The organism is Pelagibacterium halotolerans, from assembly GCF_044811015.1.
Classification (GTDB): Bacteria; Pseudomonadota; Alphaproteobacteria; order Rhizobiales; family Devosiaceae; genus Pelagibacterium; species Pelagibacterium halotolerans_A.
Map to the genome: position 1 here is coordinate 1,558,174 of NZ_CP085243.1, position 22,184 is coordinate 1,580,357.

The 22,184-nt window shown below is 62.1% G+C and carries 21 protein-coding genes and 1 tRNA gene; 10 read left to right on the forward strand and 12 right to left on the reverse strand.

What is annotated here, in order from left to right; genetic code table 11:
- Positions 1–18: 18 nt before the first annotated feature.
- Positions 19–1,005 carry a bifunctional riboflavin kinase/FAD synthetase gene (locus LG281_RS07745; RefSeq protein ID WP_404406000.1) on the reverse strand — a complete coding sequence of 329 codons (987 nt, stop codon included), beginning with the start codon at positions 1,003–1,005 and terminating at the stop codon, positions 19–21.
- 193 nt (positions 1,006–1,198) lie between these two features.
- Here LG281_RS07745 and brnA point away from each other — a divergent pair, with 193 nt between their 5' ends.
- A complete protein-coding gene (brnA, locus tag LG281_RS07750) occupies positions 1,199–1,381 on the forward strand; it encodes a type II toxin-antitoxin system BrnA family antitoxin (protein ID WP_404406002.1) in 183 nt (60 codons plus the stop codon).
- Between the two features lie 6 nt (positions 1,382–1,387).
- On the opposite strand, the gene LG281_RS07755 is transcribed toward brnA, so the two are convergent.
- Both LG281_RS07755 and LG281_RS07760 read right to left on the reverse strand, forming a co-directional pair.
- Positions 1,388–2,269, reverse strand: coding sequence for a TIGR01459 family HAD-type hydrolase (locus tag LG281_RS07755; protein WP_404406004.1), 882 nt, complete (start codon positions 2,267–2,269; stop codon positions 1,388–1,390).
- 65 nt (positions 2,270–2,334) lie between these two features.
- The gene (locus tag LG281_RS07760) at positions 2,335–3,555 is read right to left on the reverse strand and encodes an EAL domain-containing protein (protein WP_404406006.1); all 1,221 of its coding nucleotides are present in this window, start codon (positions 3,553–3,555) and stop codon (positions 2,335–2,337) included.
- Positions 3,556–4,004: 449 nt separating this feature from the next.
- Between LG281_RS07760 and LG281_RS07765 the strand changes: the two genes are divergently transcribed.
- On the forward strand, positions 4,005–5,429 hold the full coding sequence (locus tag LG281_RS07765) for a sigma 54-interacting transcriptional regulator (RefSeq protein ID WP_404406008.1): 1,425 nt from the start codon (positions 4,005–4,007) through the stop codon (positions 5,427–5,429).
- Here the strand turns inward: LG281_RS07765 and LG281_RS07770 are convergent.
- Complete coding sequence (locus LG281_RS07770) at positions 5,426–6,961, reverse strand: ArnT family glycosyltransferase (RefSeq protein WP_404406010.1); 1,536 nt, start codon at positions 6,959–6,961, stop codon at positions 5,426–5,428. The two genes, LG281_RS07765 and LG281_RS07770, sit on opposite strands and share 4 nt — an antisense overlap.
- Positions 6,962–6,964: 3 nt before the next feature.
- Complete coding sequence (locus LG281_RS07775; RefSeq protein WP_404406012.1) at positions 6,965–8,098, reverse strand: glycosyltransferase; 1,134 nt, start codon at positions 8,096–8,098, stop codon at positions 6,965–6,967.
- Positions 8,099–8,107: 9 nt separating this feature from the next.
- Here LG281_RS07775 and LG281_RS07780 point away from each other — a divergent pair, with 9 nt between their 5' ends.
- The 4 genes from LG281_RS07780 to LG281_RS07795 all read left to right on the forward strand — a co-directional run bounded on the left by LG281_RS07780 (position 8,108) and on the right by LG281_RS07795 (position 11,217).
- Positions 8,108–8,266, forward strand: a complete 159-nt coding sequence (locus LG281_RS07780; RefSeq protein ID WP_404406014.1) for a hypothetical protein — start codon at positions 8,108–8,110, stop codon at positions 8,264–8,266.
- 45 nt (positions 8,267–8,311) lie between these two features.
- Complete coding sequence (locus tag LG281_RS07785) at positions 8,312–8,602, forward strand: co-chaperone GroES (protein WP_231801700.1); 291 nt, start codon at positions 8,312–8,314, stop codon at positions 8,600–8,602.
- 120 nt (positions 8,603–8,722) lie between these two features.
- Positions 8,723–10,363: a chaperonin GroEL gene (gene groL / locus LG281_RS07790; protein ID WP_404406017.1), complete on the forward strand. Its 1,641-nt coding sequence runs from the start codon at positions 8,723–8,725 to the stop codon at positions 10,361–10,363.
- 539 nt (positions 10,364–10,902) lie between these two features.
- Complete coding sequence (locus LG281_RS07795) at positions 10,903–11,217, forward strand: HigA family addiction module antitoxin (protein WP_404406019.1); 315 nt, start codon at positions 10,903–10,905, stop codon at positions 11,215–11,217.
- Positions 11,218–11,251: 34 nt separating this feature from the next.
- On the opposite strand, the gene LG281_RS07800 is transcribed toward LG281_RS07795, so the two are convergent.
- Positions 11,252–11,599, reverse strand: a complete 348-nt coding sequence (locus LG281_RS07800; protein WP_404406021.1) for a DUF1428 domain-containing protein — start codon at positions 11,597–11,599, stop codon at positions 11,252–11,254.
- A gap of 103 nt (positions 11,600–11,702) precedes the next feature.
- On the reverse strand, positions 11,703–12,452 hold the full coding sequence (locus tag LG281_RS07805; protein WP_404406023.1) for a TSUP family transporter: 750 nt from the start codon (positions 12,450–12,452) through the stop codon (positions 11,703–11,705).
- A gap of 201 nt (positions 12,453–12,653) precedes the next feature.
- Between LG281_RS07805 and LG281_RS07810 the strand changes: the two genes are divergently transcribed.
- Positions 12,654–13,043, forward strand: coding sequence for a DoxX family protein (locus tag LG281_RS07810; RefSeq protein ID WP_404406025.1), 390 nt, complete (start codon positions 12,654–12,656; stop codon positions 13,041–13,043).
- Between the two features lie 50 nt (positions 13,044–13,093).
- Here LG281_RS07810 and hisG read toward each other — a convergent pair whose 3' ends face one another.
- The 3 genes from hisG to hisS all read right to left on the reverse strand — a co-directional run bounded on the left by hisG (position 13,094) and on the right by hisS (position 16,626).
- Positions 13,094–13,801 (reverse strand): ATP phosphoribosyltransferase, encoded by a 708-nt coding sequence (hisG, locus tag LG281_RS07815; protein WP_404406027.1) that lies wholly within the window; start codon positions 13,799–13,801, stop codon positions 13,094–13,096.
- On the reverse strand, positions 13,798–14,886 hold the full coding sequence (locus LG281_RS07820; protein WP_404406029.1) for an ATP phosphoribosyltransferase regulatory subunit: 1,089 nt from the start codon (positions 14,884–14,886) through the stop codon (positions 13,798–13,800). Before LG281_RS07820 ends, hisG begins: the two co-directional genes overlap by 4 nt.
- A 216-nt stretch (positions 14,887–15,102) precedes the next feature.
- A complete protein-coding gene (hisS, locus tag LG281_RS07825; RefSeq protein ID WP_404406031.1) occupies positions 15,103–16,626 on the reverse strand; it encodes a histidine--tRNA ligase in 1,524 nt (507 codons plus the stop codon).
- 525 nt (positions 16,627–17,151) lie between these two features.
- Here hisS and LG281_RS07830 point away from each other — a divergent pair.
- A complete protein-coding gene (locus LG281_RS07830) occupies positions 17,152–17,439 on the forward strand; it encodes a hypothetical protein (RefSeq protein ID WP_404406033.1) in 288 nt (95 codons plus the stop codon).
- A gap of 488 nt (positions 17,440–17,927) precedes the next feature.
- Here LG281_RS07830 and LG281_RS07835 read toward each other — a convergent pair whose 3' ends face one another.
- A complete protein-coding gene (locus LG281_RS07835) occupies positions 17,928–18,536 on the reverse strand; it encodes a DNA-3-methyladenine glycosylase I (RefSeq protein ID WP_404406035.1) in 609 nt (202 codons plus the stop codon).
- A gap of 168 nt (positions 18,537–18,704) precedes the next feature.
- Here LG281_RS07835 and LG281_RS07840 point away from each other — a divergent pair, with 168 nt between their 5' ends.
- Positions 18,705–19,316: a L,D-transpeptidase gene (locus tag LG281_RS07840; RefSeq protein ID WP_404406037.1), complete on the forward strand. Its 612-nt coding sequence runs from the start codon at positions 18,705–18,707 to the stop codon at positions 19,314–19,316.
- A 10-nt stretch (positions 19,317–19,326) separates the two neighbouring features.
- Here LG281_RS07840 and LG281_RS07845 read toward each other — a convergent pair.
- A tRNA-His gene (locus LG281_RS07845) sits at positions 19,327–19,403 on the reverse strand.
- A 378-nt stretch (positions 19,404–19,781) separates the two neighbouring features.
- On the opposite strand from LG281_RS07845, the gene LG281_RS07850 reads away from it, so the two are divergent.
- A complete protein-coding gene (locus LG281_RS07850) occupies positions 19,782–22,169 on the forward strand; it encodes a histidine kinase dimerization/phospho-acceptor domain-containing protein (protein WP_404406039.1) in 2,388 nt (795 codons plus the stop codon).
- Positions 22,170–22,184: the final 15 nt, after the last annotated feature.

Sequence of the window (22,184 nt, forward strand, 5' to 3'; positions counted from 1 at the left end):
GGTTTATCCAACGAACTTTTAGTCCGCGATAAAGCCCAGCGCCGCGTCGAGCTGCGAAAGCGGACGCGCCTGGGCGATGGTAATTCGCGCAGCCGCCGTGTCGGCGTCCATCTGTGCAATGAGCGCGTCGAGGCTGTCGAATGTCATTTGTCCGCGGATATAGCTCAAAAGCGCCACCTCTATGGTCTTGCCATAGATATCGCGGTCGAAATCGAAAATGAAGGCCTCAAATGGCGGACGGATGTTGTCGAACATCGGCTTGCCGTAAGCAGCCACCCCGCCGAACACCTCGCCCCCGACCTGCACCTTGACGGCATAGACGCCCTGCGCCAGCGCGCTGGTCTCGGGCAGCGCGAAATTGGCGGTGGGGTATCCCAGTTCCCGCCCGCGCCTGTCGCCTTCGACCACAGTGCCGGAAATGAAGTGATGATAGCCCAGCAGCCGGTTGGCCGCCTCGACCCCGCCCTCGGCGAGCGCCGCGCGTACGCGGGAAGAAGACACCGGCTCGTCGCCCTCGGCGAGCATATCGATGAACCTGACGTCAAAACCGCGCCGTTCGCCCTCGGCCTTCAAGAACTCCGGCGTCCCGGCCCGGCCCTTGCCAAAATGAAAGTCCGCTCCGGCGACGACGCCACTCGCCCCAAGCGCATCGATCAGATAGCGCGAAACGAAGTCGGGCGCCTCGACACTAGAGAGTTCGCGCGAAAACGGCATCACCGCGATCCCGTCGAACCCCAGCGCCTCGGCCAGCTTCGCCTTGGCTTCGGCATAAGTCAGCCGATGCAGGAAGGGCGCGGGCGCGAAGACGTCGCGCGGGTGCGGCTCGAAGGTCAGGATCAGCGCCGGCACGCACTTTTCCCGCGCCATCGCCTTGGCCACCTCGAATACGCTCTGGTGCCCGCGATGAAACCCGTCGAAATTCCCAATCGCAACCACCCCGCCCCGAACCGCGTCGGGCACGGCATCGAGGCCGTCGAGCCTGAAAAATTCGGAGGTTGTGGTCATCGGGGGCGTGTGAGGGGTTGATTGTCGTTTTGAGGCGGGAACCTGCCTTGTTCGGGTGTCGGATGCAAGGGGATAGTGGGTTGGCCGTTTTAGAGCTTGATCCGCTCATGTTGAATCGCTTTGCGAGCACAGCGCCCCCAACTCCTCGTCATCGCCGGGCTTGACCCGGCGACCTTGCAGCCCATCGCCCGCAATGCGTTTGCGGCGAGGCACTCAGGTCCGCAGGGTGAGGAGACGGCGTCCGAATATCGAGAGCAAGCGGGTAAACGTCGATTTTCCCGCGTGGATGGTTACGGGTCTGGACCGGCAGGCCAAACGCTTGGGTATAACCCGGCAAGCGCTCTTCAAGATGTGGATAGCGGAACACTTGGAATAGTGCAGTTCACCACTCAAGCTTCGGCATATACCCTGCCAACCGCGCCCGGCTGGGCGAGATGAAATCCGCAATCCGCCGCGGAGGCGGATTGTTGAACGCATCGAGTTCCGCCGCATGAATCGAGCCGGTGACGAACAGCAGGTCGATCCCGAACTGCGCCGCGCCCATCGCGTCGGTCCGCAGCGAATCCCCGATCGCCAGCACGCGAGAGGGCGCAAAGGTGCGCCTGCCGGCATCGTCGAGCATCTGCTTGGCCTGCTCGTAGATCGGGTTGAACGGCTTGCCTGCCATCATCACCCGCCCGCCGGCATCCTCATAGGCATCCGCCAGCGCGCCGCCGCAATAGACAAGCCGGTCGCCGTCTTCGACCACCTTGTCGGGATTGGCGCAGATCATCGGCAGTCCGCGCGCGAGCCATTGTTCCATACGGTCGCGGTAGTCGTCCGGCGTGTCATCGTCGGTATCGAGATCGGTCACCACCACCGCGCTGGCCTCGCTGACGTCGCCAAAGGCGATATCGAGGCCATCGAAGAGGACATCATCCTGTTTCGGTCCAACCCGGCAGACCGTCTTGCCCTTGAACCCCTCAAGCAGTGTCCGCGTCGCGTCTCCGGACGAAATGAGCCCGTCATATGCGTCACGGGAAACCCCGAGCGCATCGAGCTGCGCAATGATCGGTCCGCGTGGACGCGGCGCGTTGGTGATCAGCACCACGCGCCCACCCTGCGCACGGAACCGCACAAGCGCATCGACTGCGGCGGTGTGCTGGGTGACCCCGTTATGAACGACACCCCAGACATCCGAAAGAATGGCATGGTACTGCGAGGTCAATACGGAAAGGCCCGGAAGAGGGCCGGTCAGTTCGGTCATGGGTGCACGTTTACTCATTCGAAGCGGCTTACGCCAAGCCTATCTGCGCAGGCCTGAAGATTTCGTGTCGGGGAAACGCCAGGTCAACGTCCGGCCGCGGTCTGCAGATCGTCATCGCCATCCTCGGCGAGGTCGGACCGGACGGGCCCCGGTTCGGCCAGCGCATTACCCTGGGCGAGCTTCACCTCGTCGTCGAGCAGCGACAAAATCTGCTGTTCGGAACGCGTGCCGGCGGCGACCAGATTGATGCCGAAGCGGCGGATATAGTCGTTGATATCGGCGGAGTGGAAATCGGTGAGCGCAGACGGCCGGTCGATGAACTGGCCCGCATCGACGGAAAGATACCGCACACCCTTGCCCGCCAGCGCGGCGAAATCGAGCCGCAGCGTATCCGCCTCCCGCACGGCCAGCCCGGCGCCTTCTTCGACGAGCAGGGCCAGCCGGTCGCTCTCGGTCTTGTCGAGTGTGGTCCAGTCGGCATAGTCGAGTGCAAAAAAGAGATCGGGATTGATCGCACGGTTGGCGGCAAGCAGGGCCATGAGTTGGTCGAAATAGGCGCGGTTGGCGAGCGAGGACGGTGCGAGCGGAACGTGCACCTTGATCGCCTCCCCTAAAAGCCGTGCGCGCCGGACGAGGCGGATGGCCTCTTCGGTACAGATCCGCTCGATCCGCCGAATGACAGTAGCGCCGCCTTCGATCCCGACCGGCATATATTCGGGCGGATCGGCGAGCCTGCCGCCTTCGAGTTGCAGGCGCGGGTAAAGCTCGTAAGCGTGCAACCGCCTCTGGGGCAGCGTCAGGATCGGGCGGACATGATGGATGAGCCGGCCATTGTCGAGCGCCGCCTCGACGACCGTAAGCGGAACGGTCGGGCTTGCTCGCCGTACCGGCTTGTCGACTTGCCCATTCTTCGAAGCGAAATTCGCCGACGCCGCTTGCGCCGTTTCGAGCTCCGACACCGCCTCGGCAACCTGCCGGACGACCGTACCCAGCACGCTCATGTCAGCCTCGATCACGTCCATGCGCGCACCCAGATCGAGATCGATCAATGCGTTGACCCGCTTGGACAAGACCTGCCCGGCCTGCGCGTCGGTGCTCAAGAGCTTGGTCATCTCGCTCACCGCCTTCTGCAGCTTGGCCTCGGCACGGTGGCGCAGGGTGCGTTCGAGGATCAGCACGCCGCCGATGAAGACGATGAGAGCCAATAGCGCCGCTTCGATCGGCGTAAAGGCGAGCATAAAATAAGTGGCGGTGCCCAGTCCGGCGCCGCTCAGCGCTATGAAAAGATAGACAAGACCTTGCACGCCTTTAGGACCTGTTAACACTTATAGATAGGAGTTTGACGGATCATAGTCCGAGAACCTTTCGTGGAAAATCCTGCGCCGTGGACCAATGTCCACAAGCGGGTTTTTCGCGACAAGGGGCCGGACCATGGCTCGCCCGAAGGGTTTTGCATAAATCGTCCACTGCCGGCGCGTTTCCCCTTGCGAAGGGGAGTCCCTGCGCGGCGGGAAAACACTTGGCATTGAACGATTTATGCAAAATCAAACCCCTGTCCATAAGTGTTAACAGGTCCTCGCCTCGAATGGGGAATCGATCCTGCTTTGCTTGCAAAGCCTTAGCACCGGTGGCGCCGTGGAAAAAGGCGCAGGCGGCAAATGCTCCCCGTTTGCCAACCGTTTGTTTACCCTAATTGGCAAATAGTAGGGGCCACGCAATAGCCGCGCTGATCCGGCAAGGAGAGTATCACCCCATGCGTTCCGGAGTATCGTCCGCCGCAGATGTTTCGTTGTTGCTCATCGAGGCAGACGCAGGCGCGGCGCGCCAAACCGTTGCCGCGATCCAAAACCACTGGGGCGAAGGTGCCCGTATCGCGCACAGCGAAGACACGGCCCGCGCCCTGAGAGTGCTGCGGGTTGAGCGGTTCGACGTCATTTTGGCGGACATCTCCGCGATCAAGGCTGGCGACGCAGCGCTTGAAGACGGCATTTCCCGGCTCGCGCAGCACGCCGATGGCGCACTCGTTATCGCGCTGTCGGACGGCGCATCGGTCTCCTCCGCCGTCGGCGCGATGCAGGCGGGTGCGCATGACTTTCTCGCCAAGCCCATCGGCGGGCCAGCGCTTGCGGCACGGCTCGAGGAACTCGGCCAGCGCCACGGCAAGGCCCGCGCACTTGCCTGCGACGCCGCCAAGGGCGTCGAAGCGGATTTCGAGGGTTTTGTCGGCACCTCGCCGCAGATGCGCGCGGTCTACGATCAGATCGTCCGTATCGCGTCTTCCTCCGCGCCCGTTTTCATCACGGGGGAAAGCGGCACGGGCAAGGATGTGAGCGCCGAGGCGCTGCACAAGCGCAGCCCACGCGCCAACGGCCCGTTCATTGCTCTTAATGCCGGCGCCATCCCGCGCGATCTGCTTGAAAGCGAGATGTTCGGGGCGGCTAAGGGCGCTTATACGGGCGCCGTTCAGGACCGCAAGGGTGCTGTCGAGCTTGCTGACGGCGGAACGTTGTTCCTCGACGAAATCGGGGAAATGGATCTCTCGTTGCAATCCAAGCTTCTGCGCTTCCTGCAGACCGGCACGATCACGCGCGTCGGCGATGCCAAGGCACGCACAGTCGACGTCCGCATCGTGTGTGCGACCAACCGCAACCCGATGCAGCTTGTGACCGACAAGAAGTTCCGTGAGGACCTTTTCTACCGCCTGCATGTCCTGCCCATCCACCTGCCGCCGCTCCGACAACGCCCGGCGGACATCATGACGCTGGCCAATTGCTTCCTGAGCCGTTTCGCCGCTGAAGAAAACAAGCAGTTCTCGGGCTTCGATTCCGAAGTCGCCGACCTCTTCGTCGCGCGCGAATGGCCGGGCAATGTCCGGCAGTTACAGAACCTCGTCAGGCGCGTCGTCGTGATGTTCGACGGGGGGCTCGTCACACCGGAAATGGCAAACGCCGCCGATATCGAAGCGCGCGGCCCCATAGGCGCCGAGCCGCCCGTCTCCTCGGCCATGCCGGCAATCCTGCCCATGTGGCAGCAGGAGCAAAGGATCATCGAGGACGCACTGGCGGCTTATGGCGGCAACATCGCCCGTGCCGCCGCCGCGCTCGAAATCAGCCCCTCGACGATCTACCGCAAGAAGCTCAACTGGGAGCGTGAGGGCAAGCTGGCCGGTGCGGCTTAATCGCCGCCCCGGAACCCCGTCGCCCGGAAAATCTGGATATCGCTAATCTCAACGGTACCACCGCGCGCGATGGAAACCGTACCGATATGCTCGATGGTCTCGAACGCGTCGTCATAGCTCTCCACGACCCATGTGGGATCACCGGTTTGCGACGCCACGTACGCGTCCCATCCGGTAAGCGTCTCCGGATCGACTGCAAACCCGAGATTGCGCGGATCACCGCCCATGCACAGAAACGGTATGCGCCCCTCGACCTGCGTATCGATATACCCGCAATCGATCCAGTTTATCCCGGCAACAAACGTCTTGTCCGCGTCGAATGCGCCCAGCGCTTCGAGTTCCTCCCCCAGCTCCGTCCACGGGAGCTGAAGCGCCGTCGGGTCTTCCCAATCCCCTGGCACGACCTGCCGCCCCCAACCCGTCGCCGCATGGCTGACGAGCAGTGCGAGGATAATGAAGGTCAGTATCGCTGAGCCGTAAAGCCACACGCGTACACCCCTGCCATCCCGGTTCGCCGCCCACGTGCCCATGAGGATAAAGAGCATCAGGTATCCCGGCGCCTGCCAATGGAAGTGGAACTGGGTATCCGACCAGAGCGCGACGACGGTGAAAAAGAGGACCGGCGGCCAGCCGATATAGCTCAGAAGCGCCGCCGCGCCGGACGGCATCCCCGGCGGATAAACGCCACGCGCGCCCGCGAAAATCGCACGCGCACCGACCATCAATGCCGGAATGGCCAGCCACGGCACCATGTAGAGCAGTTGCCCCCAGATCATGCGAACGAGCCGATCCCAATGCAGCCCTTCTTCGGCAAGCGCGCGTCCGCCCTGAAAGCCGAACGAAACCCAATCGTTCTGCGCGTTCCACAGAATGACCGGCGAGAAAACAACAAGCGCGATCAGCACCGCGAGATAGGGCGCCGGATGGAAAAGCCACCGCCGCGCATCGCGGTTGAGGAGGACGAACAGACCGGTCCCCGCCACGAGAAAGGCCGCGTGGTATTTCGAAAGAAACGTCAGCCCCAGCAGCACCCCGGCCATCGCCCAATTCCTATAGGGCTGCTCCCCGCCGTCACCGAAAAAAATGCCGACGAGCACCAGGAAGGTTGCCAGCCAGAACAGCAGCATGGGCGCATCGGGCTGCGTCCAGGAGCCGATGGAGAGCGAAAACAGGACACAGGCGTTGACGATCAGCGCCGCATAGAACCCGCCAAGCGGAGAATGCAGCCGTTTACCGATGAGATAGATCAGCCATGTCGAAACCGCGAACATCGCGATGAACGGCAACCGAATGACGAGCACGTTCTCGCTGCCCGTGAGCGTCATCGTTGCCCAGATGGTCCAGAGCGAAAGCGGCGGCTGGTCGAAATAGCTCAGCGCCGGCACGCGTGCCGAAGCGAGATAATAGGCCTCCCCCGTCCCCCAGCCGATCGCGGCAGCGCCGATCATACGCAGGATGAAGGTGACTGCGATGAGGATGAGTGTGGCCTGGGCAGGCGTAAACGGGCCGACCTTCACATTATCCGGACGCATCGCCTACGACCGCCACGTAAAGGTGCGCGTCACCGAATAATTGAACACCACGCTCATGACCGCCCCCGCGATCCCCGCGATCAGGAAATTGGCCAAATTGGTCTCGTAGATGATGCTCGCCACCGACACGTTGGCGAGCGTGCCGAAGCTGCATACGAGATAAAAGCTCAAAAGCCCGGTGAAGAACCGGTGCCCGCGCAGGCGCTTGTCGGCATAGGTCAATTCGTTATTGAGGACGAAGTTCGTCGTCATCGCCACCAGCGTCGCCAAAAGCTGGCTGTTGGCGAAGTTGAAGCTCAGCACATCGAAGGCAAAGGTCAGCGTCGCCAGATGCACGACGACGCCACTTGCGCCCACGAGCGAAAAGAGCAGGAAGCTCGTCGGCAGGATGCCGCGCGAAATCTGCGAGACGATCAACCCGAGAAACTGCGCGGCAATCAGCGGACTCATCTTGCTCTCGCCGGCATGGCGCGGACGGAAACTGTAGGGCACTTCCGCAATCGTAATTCCACCGCGGTCGCGGTTGGCCGAGACGATGATGTCGAGCAGAATCTTGAAGCCCTCGCGCGACAGTCCCGGTACCACGGCGTTGAACAGCTCGCGGCGCAGGAGGAAGAACCCGCTCATCGGGTCGGATAGCGCCTTGCCAGTCAAAATCTGCGAAAGCCGCGTTGCAATCGTGCTCCCCGCCTGCCGGCGCTTTGAGAACCCCTCGGTCGAGGACCCTTCGCCCGCGTAGCGCGTTCCCACGACGATATCCGCGCCGCTTTCGGCTTCCTCGAGCATCCGGGGCAGAATCGCTTCGTCGTGCTGATGATCCGCATCGATCACCGCAACGAATTCGGCCGCGCTCGACGCCATGCCCTCGATCACGGCCGAGGACAATCCGCGCCGTCCCACGCGATGAATGCAGCGCACATACGGCCGCTCACCGGCGACCTCTTTTGCGAGTTCGGCGGTCCCGTCGGGACTGTTGTCGTCGACGACGATGACTTCGAACGGCACGTCTACGAATACGGTTTCGAGCTTGTCGATCAACGGCACGATATTATCGCGCTCGTTGAAGGTCGGCACGATAACCGAAAGTTTCGGCGCGGTCCAAATGGACGCGCTCGGTTGGACAAGGGTTGAAGTCATGGTCTTATTATGGTTCTCGTGATCGGCAAAAGCGAGGCGCGCCGCGCAGCTTCGCTTAGCAAGCTCGCCCGCACGATGCAAATTTTTGTCACCGGCGCGCTTGACTCTCTTCTGGCCGCTCCCTATCTCACCGCCATCCTGTTAGCACTCTTGCTCAATGAGTGCTAACAGGGGAGGAAATTGAGCTTTCAACCTACGTTCCAAGGAGCGACCATGAGCTTCCGTCCATTGCACGACCGGGTAGTTGTCCGTCGTGTCGAAAGTGAAGAAAAGACCGCTGGCGGCATCATCATTCCCGACACCGCGAAAGAAAAGCCCTCCGAGGGCGTGATCGTCTCGGTTGGCCCTGGTGCCCGCGACGATGCTGGCAAGGTGGCCCCGCTCGACGTCAAGGCGGGTGACCGCGTGCTGTTCGGCAAGTGGAGCGGCACCGAAGTCAAGATCAACGGGGAAGACCTGCTGATTATGAAAGAATCCGACATCATGGGCGTGATCGAGGCCTAAGCACCTCTCACGTCTTTTTTGGAGCGCTTCCAGAAAAAGTGGACACCGGTATTTCGGTTCGGAAGCGCGACGAAACCATGATCAAGTGCAACTTGCATTCTATTTGAGGAGCCAAGCAAAATGGCTGCAAAGGACGTAAAGTTCTCGACCGATGCCCGCGACAAGATGCTGCGCGGCGTCAACATCCTGGCCAACGCGGTCAAGGTGACCTTGGGCCCCAAGGGCCGCAACGTCGTCATCGAAAAGTCCTTCGGCGCTCCGCGCATCACCAAGGACGGCGTGACCGTTGCCAAGGAAATCGAACTTGAAGACAAGTTCGAGAACATGGGCGCACAGATGCTGCGCACCGTGGCCTCCAAGACCAACGACGTTGCCGGCGACGGCACCACGACCTCGACGGTCCTGGCCCAGTCGATTGTCAACGAGGGTGTCAAGGCGGTTGCCGCCGGCATGAACCCGATGGACCTGAAGCGCGGTATCGATCTCGCCGTGACCGACGTCGTCGAAAACCTCGCCAACCGTGCTGTCAAGATCTCCAATTCGAGCGAAGTCGCTCAGGTCGGCACCATCTCGGCCAATGGCGAAAAAGAAATCGGCGAGATGATCGCCGAAGCCATGCAGAAGGTCGGCAATGAAGGCGTGATTACGGTCGAAGAAGCCAAGACCGCCGAAACCGAACTCGACGTCGTCGAAGGCATGCAGTTCGACCGCGGCTATCTCTCGCCGTACTTCGTGACCAACTCCGAGAAGATGGTCGCCCAGCTCGAGGATCCGCTCATCCTCCTGCACGAAAAGAAGCTCTCGAACCTCCAGGCCCTGCTGCCGGTTCTCGAAAGCGTCGTTCAGTCCAACCGTCCGCTCCTGATCATCGCGGAAGACGTTGAGGGCGAAGCCCTTGCCACCCTCGTGGTCAACCGTCTGCGCGGCGGCCTCAAGGTTGCTGCCGTCAAGGCTCCGGGCTTCGGCGACCGCCGCAAGGCCATGCTCGAAGACATCGCGATCCTCACCGGTGGCCAGGTCATTTCCGAAGACCTCGGCATCAAGCTCGAGAACGTGACCCTCGATATGCTCGGCACTGCCAAGCGCGTCGAGATCACCAAGGAAGAGACCACGATTGTCGACGGCGCCGGCGCCAAGGAAGACATCGAAGGCCGTGTCAACCAGATCAAGGCCCAGATCGAGGAAACCACCTCGGACTACGACCGCGAAAAGCTCCAGGAACGCCTGGCCAAGCTCGCGGGCGGCGTTGCCGTGATCCGCGTCGGCGGTTCGACCGAAGTCGAGGTGAAGGAACGCAAGGACCGCGTCGACGACGCGCTCAACGCGACCCGCGCCGCTGTTGAAGAAGGTATCGTTGCCGGCGGCGGCGTCGCCCTTCTGCGCGCTTCGACCGAAATCAAGGTCAAGGGCGTTAACGCCGACCAGGATGCCGGTATCGCCATCGTACGCCGCGCGCTGCAGGAGCCGGTCCGGCAGATCGCCAACAATGCGGGCAATGAAGGCTCGATCGTTGTCGGCAAGATCCTCGACAACGCCGACGCCGCGTTCGGCTTCGACGCCCAGACCGGCGAATATGGCGACCTGATCAAGATGGGCATCATCGACCCCGTCAAGGTCGTCCGCGCCGCGATCCAGGACGCCGCCTCGGTTGCCGGTCTCCTGATCACGACCGAAGCCATGGTTGCCGACCTGCCCAAGGACGAAGCTCCGGCAATGCCCGGTGGCGGCGGCATGGGCGGTATGGGCGGCATGGACTTCTAAGTCCGGCTACAAGCCAATCGCTTTCGAACCAAGTCTCTCCAGACTTCGAAACGGAAAGGGCGGCTCTCGGGCCGCCCTTTTTGTGTGTGAAGGAGGGCGATCGTTTGAAGTGAAATTGCTCCGTGGCACGCCCGCTTGGTGGCTTTTACACTTACCGCCAGAGACTTGCACACCGACCGCCCCTCACTCCACCGTCATCCTCGCGCTTGACGCGAGGACCCGCAAGCTCGAAGCACCCCGCGCAGAGGTTGATGCCCGTGCGGTTAGGCAAGGCGCGTCCGTCTCCTGCCGGGCTTGCGGTGGCGTTGCGGATCCTCGCGTCAAGCGCGAGGATGACGGCGGGGTACGGGTAGGCGCGGTGCATCAAGGAATACCGCACAGTTCGCGACGGCATTGCTTCAAGCGATCGCCCTTTTTGTGTGTGGCGACCTATACCGCCTCGCGTTACATAACGCATCGCGTTATATGGATCTAATGATCCAAAGTTTCGCCGACCCGCAAACAGAGTTGTTTTGTCTGACACGATGGAGGACCAAGCGATGTCGAAATCGTCGACTACCACGACTGAGCTTCTCCCAAACCCGCATCCTGGCGAAATCCTGCTTGAGGAGTTCCTGAAGCCTATGAACCTCAGCCAGAACGCGCTCGCCCGCGCCGTGCACGTCCCGCCGCGCCGGATCAATGAAATCGTTCTGGGCAAGCGCGCGATGACGGCGGACACCGATCTCCGGCTTGCCCGTTATTTCGGTATGTCCGAGGGATTCTTTCTGCGGCTGCAAGCCGATTACGACCTCATGGAGCGTCGGCGGCAGATCCAGGACGACCTCTCCACGATCGAGCCACGGGCAGCATAAGGGGCGACCGGCTTTCCGGCCACCCGCACGCCCCCTATTCGTTCAAAATCTCCTCGAACCCGCCCCAGATCAGGCGCTTGCCGTCGAACGGCATCTGCATGTTCGCCATCTCCGGGTCGTCCATCATCGCTTTGTTGGCTGCGTCGCGCGTGGCCTTGTCCGGATATTCGACCCAGCTGAAAACCGGCGTCTCGTCGTCCTTGGCCTGCGTGGCCTTATAGAAGTCGGTAAGCACGCCTTTGGGCACATCGCTGCCCCAACACTCCACGCAGCGCGTCGCGCCGAGTTTCTTGAAGTATGCCGCCGCCTCTTTGGCGTGCTCGACGTACTTTTCCTTATTGGCCGTCGGCACTGCGGCAACAAATCCTTCGATATAGGGCATGGCAGGTCTCCTTTCTTGCTGTACTCACCCTTCGCGTTTTCCCAACGCACGGGATAAGACGAGCGATCCCTGCCCATACCGACAAGGCGGGCGTTTTTTTTCGCTATGGAAACAGCAGAAGCCGGATCGCGAGGATGATCGACACGACAATCACCAGCGGCCGGATCACCTTCGCACCGAACTTTATGCCGGTCAGCGCGCCGAGATAGCCGCCCACCACCTGCCCGAGCGCCATCGCGATCCCCGCCGACCAGACGACATCGCCCGAGGGGATAAACAGTGCCAGCGCCGCGAGGTTGGAGGTGACGTTCAACACCTTGGTATGCGCCGAGGCTCGCGCCGCGCCCAGCCCGAACAGCGCAACGAAAGTGAGCATGAAGAACGAGCCCGTTCCGGGGCCGAAAATACCGTCGTAAAATCCGATCACGAAGCCGAAAACCGGCACGAAGACCGCGAATTTGAGCCGGGCGATGCGGTCGATATCCTTGATCGAGGGCGAGAAGGTGAAATAGAGCGCCACCGCGATGATCGCGATGGGCACGGCAATATCGAGCGCCGATGTATCGATGGCCTTGACCGTTATCGCCCCGAGATAGGACCCGGAAAAGGTCGCGACGATGCCGGGGCCCATCGTCCTCAGCGTCACATACCCGCCGCGCCAATAGGTGAATGCGGCGGTAAACGTGCCCACGATGCCCTGCACCTTGTTGGTCGCGAGCGCCGCGACGGGATTGAGCCCAGCGGACAACAATGCGGGAAGCGCAACCAGTCCCCCACCCCCGGCGACCGCGTCGACGAACCCCGCGATCACCCCCACGCCGCCCAAAGCGACGAGCACCCAAAGATCCAGCACGCGAATCCATCCTCAACAACACAATTGAGACGCTGCTGTATCAAACTTCACGCAAAGTCCAGCCGTCTCCAGCGATATTCTGCATGCATGTGCGTGCCATTGGTCGCTATCGCTGAACAATCTGTGTGGCGAGAGGGGCATTTTCTCAACGCGAAAGCTGCGTCATCTTGCCACTATCGCATCTCAACCAGGACGTACACAATGAACGGACTTCAGACTTACCTGCCCACCGTCGGGCGGATTCTTATCGCCATCATCTTCATCCTGTCGGGCTTCAACAAGATCACCGGCATGGAAGGCACGGTCGGTTACATGGAAGCCTACGGTCTGCCGGGCGTCCTGATCTGGCCGACGATTGTCGTCGAGTTGGGCGGCGGCCTTCTGCTGCTCGTCGGCTATCAGACCCGCCTGGCCGCAGCGGCGCTTGCAGCATTCACACTGGCCTCGGGGATCATCTTCCACTCCAATTTCGCCGACCAGATGCAGATGATCAACTTCCTCAAGAATCTCGCGATCACCGGTGGCGCACTCTACGTCGTCGCCTATGGCGCGGGCGCTCTTTCGGTGGACGACCGCAAGGCCACCGCCTGACGGACGCCGACGCAACACGATCAAAGGGGGCCAAGCGGCCCCCTTCTTCTTTACCCGAACGGCTCCGCGCCGATCTTGCCAAGCAGCGCATTGAGCGTTGCGCGCTTTTCGTCCGGCCAGTCGGCGTTGCGCGAAACCATCAACAGAGACTCGCTTTTGAGGATCACACCGTCCTCAAGAATGCGCAGCCCGTTGGCCTTTAGCGTCGAGCCCGTCGAGGTGATATCGACGATCAAATCCGCCGCGCCCGAGGCCGGCGCCGCCTCGGTCGCCCCGAGGCTTTCCACGATCCGGTATTCCGCAATTCCGGCTAACGCGAAGTGCCGGCGCGTCAGGTTGACGAATTTCGTTGCCACCTTGAGCCAGCGCCCATGCCGCGCCCGGAAGTCGGCAGCGACGTCCGAAAGATCGTCCATCGCCGTCACATCGATCCACGCATCGGGCACCGCCACCACCGCGTCGGCACGCCCGAAGCCAAGGCGCTTGACGATCTCGACCTGGCTCGGCCCCATCTCGGCGGTTTCGTGAATCAGGTCCTCGCCTGTAATCCCCATATCAATGGTGCCGCGAATGAGTTCCCGCGCGATCTCCGACGCCGAAAGGAAGCGCACGACGACGTCCGGCATCCCGGCCATATCTCCAAGATACGACCGCGCCCCGCCGGGCCGTTCAATGGGCAGCCCCGCATCGGCGAACACCTTGACCGCATCTTCCTGAATGCGTCCCTTGGACGGCAGCGCCAGCATGATCGTGCTCATCGCCCCGCCTCCTTCTCCAGCCGCGCCACCCAGACCGCGCACCCCACGGCCGGAATATCGCTCTTTGCGCCCAGACGCTTCAAAAGCCGGTCGTACTGCCCGCCCGAGGCGAGCACCGCCCCGTCCCGCCCGGTCACCTCGAAGGTGATGCCGGTATAATAATCGAGCCGCGGCGAGAACCCGGCGTCAAATGTCAGCGCCCCGAGCGCGTTGCCGTTCCGAAGCTGCGCCAGCCGCTGGTGGGTCACCTCGAGCGTCGCGCCAAGGTCGATCCCCGCATGAATGGCCAGATCGGCAATCCGCCCCAGCGCGGCACCGGCTTCACCGTCAATCGCGAGATATGCCTTTAGGAGCGCAATCGTCTCGCCGGGCACCTGCGCGGCCTCGAGCGCCTGTTTTTCGACATAGCGCCACGCGATTTCCTCCGGCGAGCGGCTTTCGGTAAGGCTCAGTCCGCTTGTAAGCATCAACTCGCGCACCCAGTCCGCGATGTCCTCGACCGGCATTCCCTTGGGCCCTTCGGTGGGCTTGTGCGGATCGGCCAGCCGGTCCAAAAGCCGCGCCATGGCCTCAGGGTGCCCGAAACGCGCGCGGATGCGCGGGCGCCAGACGTCGGGCATGTTGCAGGCGGCGAGCAGCGTTTCGAAAAGGTCGATGCTCCCCACGCGCACGCGGGGTTCGGTCACCGCGTAGAGCTCCAGCACGTCGCGGGCAAACCGGATTATTCGCTCCAACGCCGCTTCGGCGTCGGGCTGGGCGAGGAGTTCGAGCCCGGCCTGATCGAATTCGGCCGGCCCATCGGCGCGCTGGCGGAAGACCGGGCCGAGATAGCCATAGGCCGCCGGCGTCGCCCCTCCCGCCTCGAGATGCCCCATGGCAATGGGCAGCGTGAAATCGGGCCGCAGGCAAAATTCCGCGCCATCGGCGGCGGTCGTCAAAATCATCCGCGCGCCGAATTCCTCCCCCGCGAGGTCGAAATACGGTGCGGGCGGCACGAGGATCGGCGTCGCGGCGAAGGCGATCCCTTCGCCCGACACCAGCCCCTTGAGCGCTTCGCGGCGGGCGTGGCTCCGATACTCACGCATCGTAAAAGCTCCGGCAGTATAGCACTTTTCCCTTCTCCCCTTGAGGGAGAAGGTGGCCGGAGCGTAGCGGAGGTCGGATGAGGGGTGCACGCCAGAGAGGAGCACCCCTCATCCGACCCGGCTGCGCCGGCCCACCTTCTCCCTCAAGGGGAGAAGGGAAACCGGGCCTAATGTGAGCCCCCGCGCATGACCGACGTTCTGCGCTCATCCGCCCTATCACCCGTTCGCCTTCATCCACGCGGCGACCGCCGGGATCTGCTTGATGAACTCCACCATCTCCCCGCGCGGCACCGAATACTGCCCCGGGCGCTCCATCTTCCAGGCGGCGTTGTCGGTGATCGACTTGGCCGCCTCGGCGCCCTCGGCGAGGTCCTTGATCTGGACGATCCCGCCTTCGCGCTCGTCCGAACCTTGAATTACCACCGCCGGCGCATTGCGCTTGTCGGCGTATTTCATCTGCTTGCCCATGTTCTTGGACGAGCCCAGGAACATCTCGGCCCGAATACCGGCGGCCCGCAGCTCGGCGACCATCTGCTGATAGTCCGCGATCCGGTCCTTCTCCATGACGGTCACGACGACGGGCCCGGTCACCGGTTCGGTGCCCAAATTGCCGGTCAGCTGCAATGCGTGCGCGAGCCGCGAGACGCCAATGGAAAACCCGGTTGCGGGCGTTTCCTCATTGCGGAAGCGCGAAACGAGCCCGTCATAGCGCCCACCGCCGCCGACCGAGCCGAAGACGACCTCCTGGCCCTTTTCGTTGGTGACGGGGAAGGTAAGTTGAATCTCAAAAACCGGGCCGGTGTAGTATTCGAGACCGCGGACGACGGAGGGATCGATCTTGATGCGTTCGTTCCCCATTTCCGAGTAGCCTGCAGCGCCGAAAAACAACTCCATAATCTCAAGCTCGTCACAAGCCTCGGAAACCAGCGCGCTATCCTCAAATGCGCAACGGATATTGTTTATGGTAATGCCATTCGCAACACCCGCCGAACCGGAACCGGCTTCTCCCCAGCCAGTGAGATTGATGAGCCTTGTGATTTGTTCGTCAGAAAGGCCCGCACCTTTCGTAAAGTCACCACTCGCGTCTTTCCGACCGGAACCAAGAAGCTTCACTATTTCTTCGACCGGAAACTTATCCAATTTGTCGAAAGACCGCATAATCGCTAGCTTCTGTTCGGCGTCTACAACACCTACAGCTTCCATAGCACCATCAAGCACCTTGCGGTTATTCACCCGCACCACGTACTTCCCCGCAAGCCCCAACGCGTCCATCGTATCCGCCATCATCATGCAGATTTCCGCGTCCGCCTCCGGCCCGGCGGCACCCACGGTGTCGGCGTCGAACTGCATGAACTGCCGGAACCGCCCCGGCCCGGGCTTTTCGTTCCGGAACACCCACCCCGCCCGATACGAGCGGAAGGGTTTTGGCAAATCCTGATAGTTCTGCGCGAAATAGCGCGCGAGCGGCGCGGTCAGGTCGTAGCGCAGGCTCATCCACTGCTCGTCGTCGTCCTGCACCGAGAAAACCCCGGCATTGGGCCGGTCGGTGTCGGGCAGGAACTTGCCCAGCGCCTCGGTATATTCGAAGAACGGCGTTTGTACCGGATCGAAGCCATAGCGCTCATAGACCTTCCTGATCTTCGCCATCATCTCATCGACGGCGGCGAGTTCGGCAGGTTCAAAGTCGACAAAGCCGCGCGGCAGGCGCGGCGTGATGAGCGCGGTATTCTTCTTGGACATTGGTCTTTGCGGCTCCGAAGTCGCCCATGATCGGGCAGTGTGCAAATCCGCGCCGTTCCTAGCCGATTAGCCTTTTAGAGACAAGGCAAGCGGCACGCTGTTGCGGATATGTCACAGCCAAGCGTGATGTGCGACATTCTGTCCCGGCGTGGGTTGGCGATGACGGATTCGTGATCTACAAGCAGCCTCGCTTTGACACCAATCCCTCGGGAGGCGCATCCATGACAGCATCTGTTACCGCCACAACCCGTTGTGTCGAAGGCACCGGCTGGTCCGCAGTAAATCCGCTTCGCCATTATAATATTATGCGTCGCGGCTAAGGCAGCCCTCTTTCCGGGCCGCCCAAAGGCTCCGGTCTTTCCAGCACAACTCCCGACCATAGCGATTCCCGACGCCGGCACCTTTGCGTCCTGACGCCAGGATTCCCTTCAATTTCACCCCGGATCGACGCCCGTAAAGCGGGTGCCGGCCCATTTCCCAACTCCAAAAGGAGCCAGCTCGCCTTTGGCGGCTGGATAATTGACTATGCAAAACGTGCATTTGCGCGCGGACGCTGGCGTTCCGCATGTTTCGATCGAAAACCTGATTGCCCAGCATGGGGCATGGCGTGTCTTGAGGGCTGCTCTCGTCGCTTTGATCTGGAGCGAAGAGCGCAAGAAAAGGCGCATCGCCCGGCACCTGCCCAACTACCTGCGCAAGGATGTTGGTCTGCCGCCGATCGAAGACGACATCGGCATGCCGCCCGAGGCGATCTTTCCCGGGGCGTTGCCGCGCAAGGTTCATCCCTTAAGTTTCAGGGATAGTCAGTATTAGCGCATCGGGGCGGAGATAACGGCGAACCAGGCGTATCTCCGTCCCTTCGAGCCCCCACGCACCGTGTCCCACCCCTCCCCATCCCTCCCCGTCAAGGGGAGGATGGGAGGGGGGTATTCGGCGAGAAGCCGAAGTTTCCGCCTCAAAACTTATCCCCGCCCCCGAAACCTCGATTACTATACCTCTCACGGATCCGCTTTTGATGGGCGCAGGCGCAACGAACGTTTGGGCGGGACCGGTCCGGGTCCGATGGGAGTCGTCCCAGCGGAGGCCCAAACGTCACCGTGGCCAGCCACAGCGATCCTGTGGTCACCGGGGAAACCTGGCGGGGATTGGCCCCAGCCCGAGCGGACGCCAAGCCAAAAATCCCGGACGTATGCGGCGAGACTCGTCTCGCATCTATAATCAGTATGAGGCACGTCTCGCCGCATACCGTCCACGCTATTTGACACCGGGGCTCGAGGGTCGCCGGACGAACAGGTGCGCCCTTAGACCGGTCGCACGAACGCCGCACGTTCGGCCTCTGCCTTCTCCCGGCAGTGGCATTCGGTAACATGATCGTTCACCAGCCCCATCGCCTGCATGAACGCATAGCACGTCGTCGGCCCCACGAACGAAAAGCCGCGCTTTTTGAGATCTTTCGAAAGCACCGTCGAGGCCGGGGTCGTCGCAATCTGGCGCAGGCTTTCCCAGCTCAAATCACCCGGACGATCCTCGGGCCGGGGCTCGAAGCGCCAGAAATAGGCCGCGAGCGATCCGAATTCCTCCCTCAACGCAAGCGCGCGCTGGGCGTTGTTGATGGTCGAATTGATCTTGCCGCGATGGCGCACGATCCCCGCATCGGAAAGCAGGCGCTCCACATCCGCCTCAGTAAAGCGCGCGACCGTCTCGATATCGAACCCGGCGAAGGCGGCGCGGAAATTCTCGCGCTTTTTGAGGATCGTCAGCCACGAGAGCCCGGACTGGAACCCTTCAAGGCACAGCTTTTCGAAAAGCCGCGTGTCGTCATCGACCGGATACCCCCATTCGGTGTCGTGATAATGCTGGTAGAGCGGGTCGCTGCCGGCCCAGTCGCAGCGCGTGATCTCCACGTCCATCCTGTCCTCTCGCGCATTTTGGTGATTCACGTTTGGGCAACCATAGCGCTGAAGCGGTATTTAACCATCACATTTGACTCAATCTTTGCCCTCTTTGCGCACAATGACTCACAAGCCGTGTTTCCTGCGGCATCGATCAAAAAAGTTACCAGCGTATCGGACCGGGTCATGTTGCGTATCGTTCTGGGCATCGCCGTTTCTCTGGCGCTCGCCACGCCCTCTCTCGCCGCCTCATCAAGAGCATTCATGAACGCGATGTTCGGCCCGCCGCCGGGCATGGAGCTGACGCAGAGCCGGCCGACGAACGCCCTGCAATACCAGACAAGCTATGTCAGCCACCCGGCGCTCCTGCGACAAGTCGTCAACTACCGGACGTCGGAAGCACCGGGCACGCTCGTCGTCGATACCGGCCGGCACTTCCTTTATCTCGTAATGCCGAATGGCAAGGCGATGCGCTACGGCATCGGCGTGGCGCGGTCGGGTTTCGAGTGGTCGGGAACGCATCGGGTCAGCGCCAAACGCGAATGGCCCAGTTGGACGCCGCCGGCGGAAATGCACGCACGCCAGCCGGGTTTGCCGACCTTCATGCCGGGCGGGCCGAACAACCCGATGGGCGCTCGTGCGCTCTACATCGGGTCGACGCTCTACCGCATTCACGGCACCAACGAGCCCTGGACCATCGGCCGCTCAGTCTCTTCGGGGTGCATCAGAATGACCAATGAGGACGTCGTCGACCTTTATAGCCGCGTGCCCGTGGGTGCCAAGGTCGTCGTCATCTAGAAAAGGAGGATGGTACCGCCTCCCCGGATCGAACGGGGGACCTCTAGATCCACAATCTAGCGCTCTAACCTACTGAGCTAAGGCGGCATGAGGAGCGCCCGACCGGTGCCAAACGCATCACGGCTCGGAACGGGGCGGACCATAGGTCGAGACGATCGCAAAGACAAGAGGCGTTTTCAGACGATTGACCAGTTTTCCTCTTAGAGCCCAACCGAAAACTCGGCGGTTGAGGACTTGCGAGGGATTTTTCCCTTCTCGGGAACAAACAAGACCCGCAAGGCGGACCCGTCCGAGTTTTCGGTTGGGTTCTTAACCATCCGGCAGATTGTCGCGACGCATTAGCGCAGCGTGGATGGACCGAGCGCTTCGCGCACTATATTTAAGACTTGATAAAATCCCGGCAAAGGTTGTCCCAAATCGGGACAGATAAAGAGGCACGGGGCGAATGGAGTAGCAGGCTCGCGGATGAACCAGGATTGGACAGAAAAGCCCGACGCGCACCGCGCGCTCGCGCTCCAAGGCGATCCCCGTCCGGCGTGGCTCTGGGCGGATGGCGGCAAAGAGCTTCTGTGGCACAACGATGCCGCCGAGCTTTTCGGCGCCAAGATCAAATCGTCCGGGCTCAAGCGCGCCGAGCCCGCCGAACCCGTCAAGGGCCAGATCACCCGCATTCTGCGGCTTGGGCTTTTGGGTCAGTCCACGCTGTCGCGGATGCAGTTCGTCGCCGGCCGCAAGCCGCTGTCAGCCACCTGCGTGTGCACATCGCTGGATTTGGGCGACGAGCGTCCGGCGCTGCTGGTGGTTGGCGTCGATCCAATCGCCGAGGACATCCGCGCCGCCGCTGCACCCGTTCCGCCCCATAACGAGATACCCGAAGCGGCCGTCGAGGAGGTGACCGCCGAGCCTGAAGCCGAAGAAGTTGCGCCGGCTTCGGAAGACGAAGAAACCGTCGAGGAGGCACCTCAAGAGGAAACAGCCGAATCTGCCGGCAGCGGATTGAGCGCTCTGGTGTCCCGGCTGGCCGATAGCGGTGCGCTCTATGAACCGCTGAGCGAAGCCGACGACCTCCCGCTCCCGCCCGAGGCGATACCCGAGCGTCCCACTCCACCCCCGGAGACGCTCCCGGAAGAAGACGAAGGCGAGCAAAGCGATTGGGGCGAAGAAGCCTCGGTCGACGACACCGAGGTGTTCACCGCCGATGCAGACCAGGACGTCAGCGAGCGCGCCGGACTGTGGCAGATCACCGGGCGCGGGCTGACCCTGCCCAAGGCGACTTATGCGGCCGAGCCGCCCGAACATGAGGAGACGCAAGCCGAGCCCCCCGAACCCGAAGACCGGTCGGCACGCTACAATTTCGAGGAACTCGCACGCATTCTCAACGACCGGATCGGAGGCGATGCAGAGCCCCAGCCTTCCGAGCCCGCCGAACCGGCGCCGGAAGTACCGCGCGAAACCGGTTCCCTCGTCCCGCTGAGCGATGAGACGCTCGTGCTGAACCGCCTGCCCCTCGGTATCCTCATCTTCCGCGACCAGGACATCCTCTTCGCCAACCGCGCGCTCGTCGACCTGACCGGCTACGAGAATGCGACAGCATTGCGCGCACTCGGACTTGCTACCATTTTCCCAACCGTCGACACTTCCGAGCCTGCCGGACCGGTTACGCAACTCGTACGGCGCGACGGCGAGAAGATCTCCGTTGCCGCACGGCTGCAGACAGTCACCTGGCAGGGCCGCAACGCCTTCATGCTCTCGGCGCGCGCGCAGGATGGCGACGCGCTCAATGAGGGCGAGGTCAAACGCTTCGCGCAATTGGCGGCGAGCCTGTCAGGCGACCTCTTCCTTGCAACTGATGCTAATGGCGTAATCACCGAAGTCAGTACGAGCGGCGAGGACAACGACGCGCCCACGCTCGGCATGACGCTCACTACGCTCATCGCTCCAGACGCCAAGGCCGACCTCAACCGTTTCCTCGAACTTCCAGCGCGCTTCGCGGAATCCCGGCGCCCTGCGGTGACGCTCAGGGGCAAGAACCGCGGCACGCGACTCAAGCTTTTTGCGCAGGGCCGCGCCGGTGTGGTCTCGGGCTATTTCGGCATCCTCGAAATGCCGGAAACGTTGGGCACTGCCGCGCATACAGGCGTTCCGACCGCAACGCTCTCGCGCATCAGCCGTGAAGTGCGGCGGCCACTCAACACAATTTCGGGATTCGCCGAACTTATCGCTGCCCAAGCCTTCGGCCCAATCGCGAATCCGCGTTATCTCGAATATGCCCGCGACATTAAGGCCGCCGGTCAAGCCATCGGCGATTTGGCGGACGAACTGGACGATTTCGTACGACTCGCCAATGGCGAGATGCAGCTTTCGCCAGCCGATATCGATCTTGCGACGCTGCTGGCGGATTGTCTCGTGCGGGTCAGGGGGCACGCGGGATCCGCTCGTGTCCTCCTGCGCAGTGCGGTTTCCGAGCGGCTGCCGTATGTTCGGGCCGATGAAGGAACACTCAAGCAAACCATCCTCAACATGCTCGCGAGTGCCATCGCGCAAAGCGGGGAAGGCAGCAAAGTTGTGCTTTCGGCCCAGCGTGAACCTGATGGCGCGGTCTCGATCCATGTGCGCGACGCGGCGAAGTCTCCCAATGCGCTCACCGAGCAGTTCGTCGTCTTCCGCGATGGGCAGGATAAGAACGGAAGTGCGCGCGTGCCCGTACGGTCGAGCATCGGCCTAACGCTCACGCGCTCGCTGGCTGCGGTCAATGCGTGCTCACTCAACCTGGCACCTGCGAGCGAAACCGGCACGCTGATGACGCTCAGCATTCCCGCTACGCTGGTCGTCAACCAGCCGGGAGCGTCTTGACAAAAGGCCCCCCGG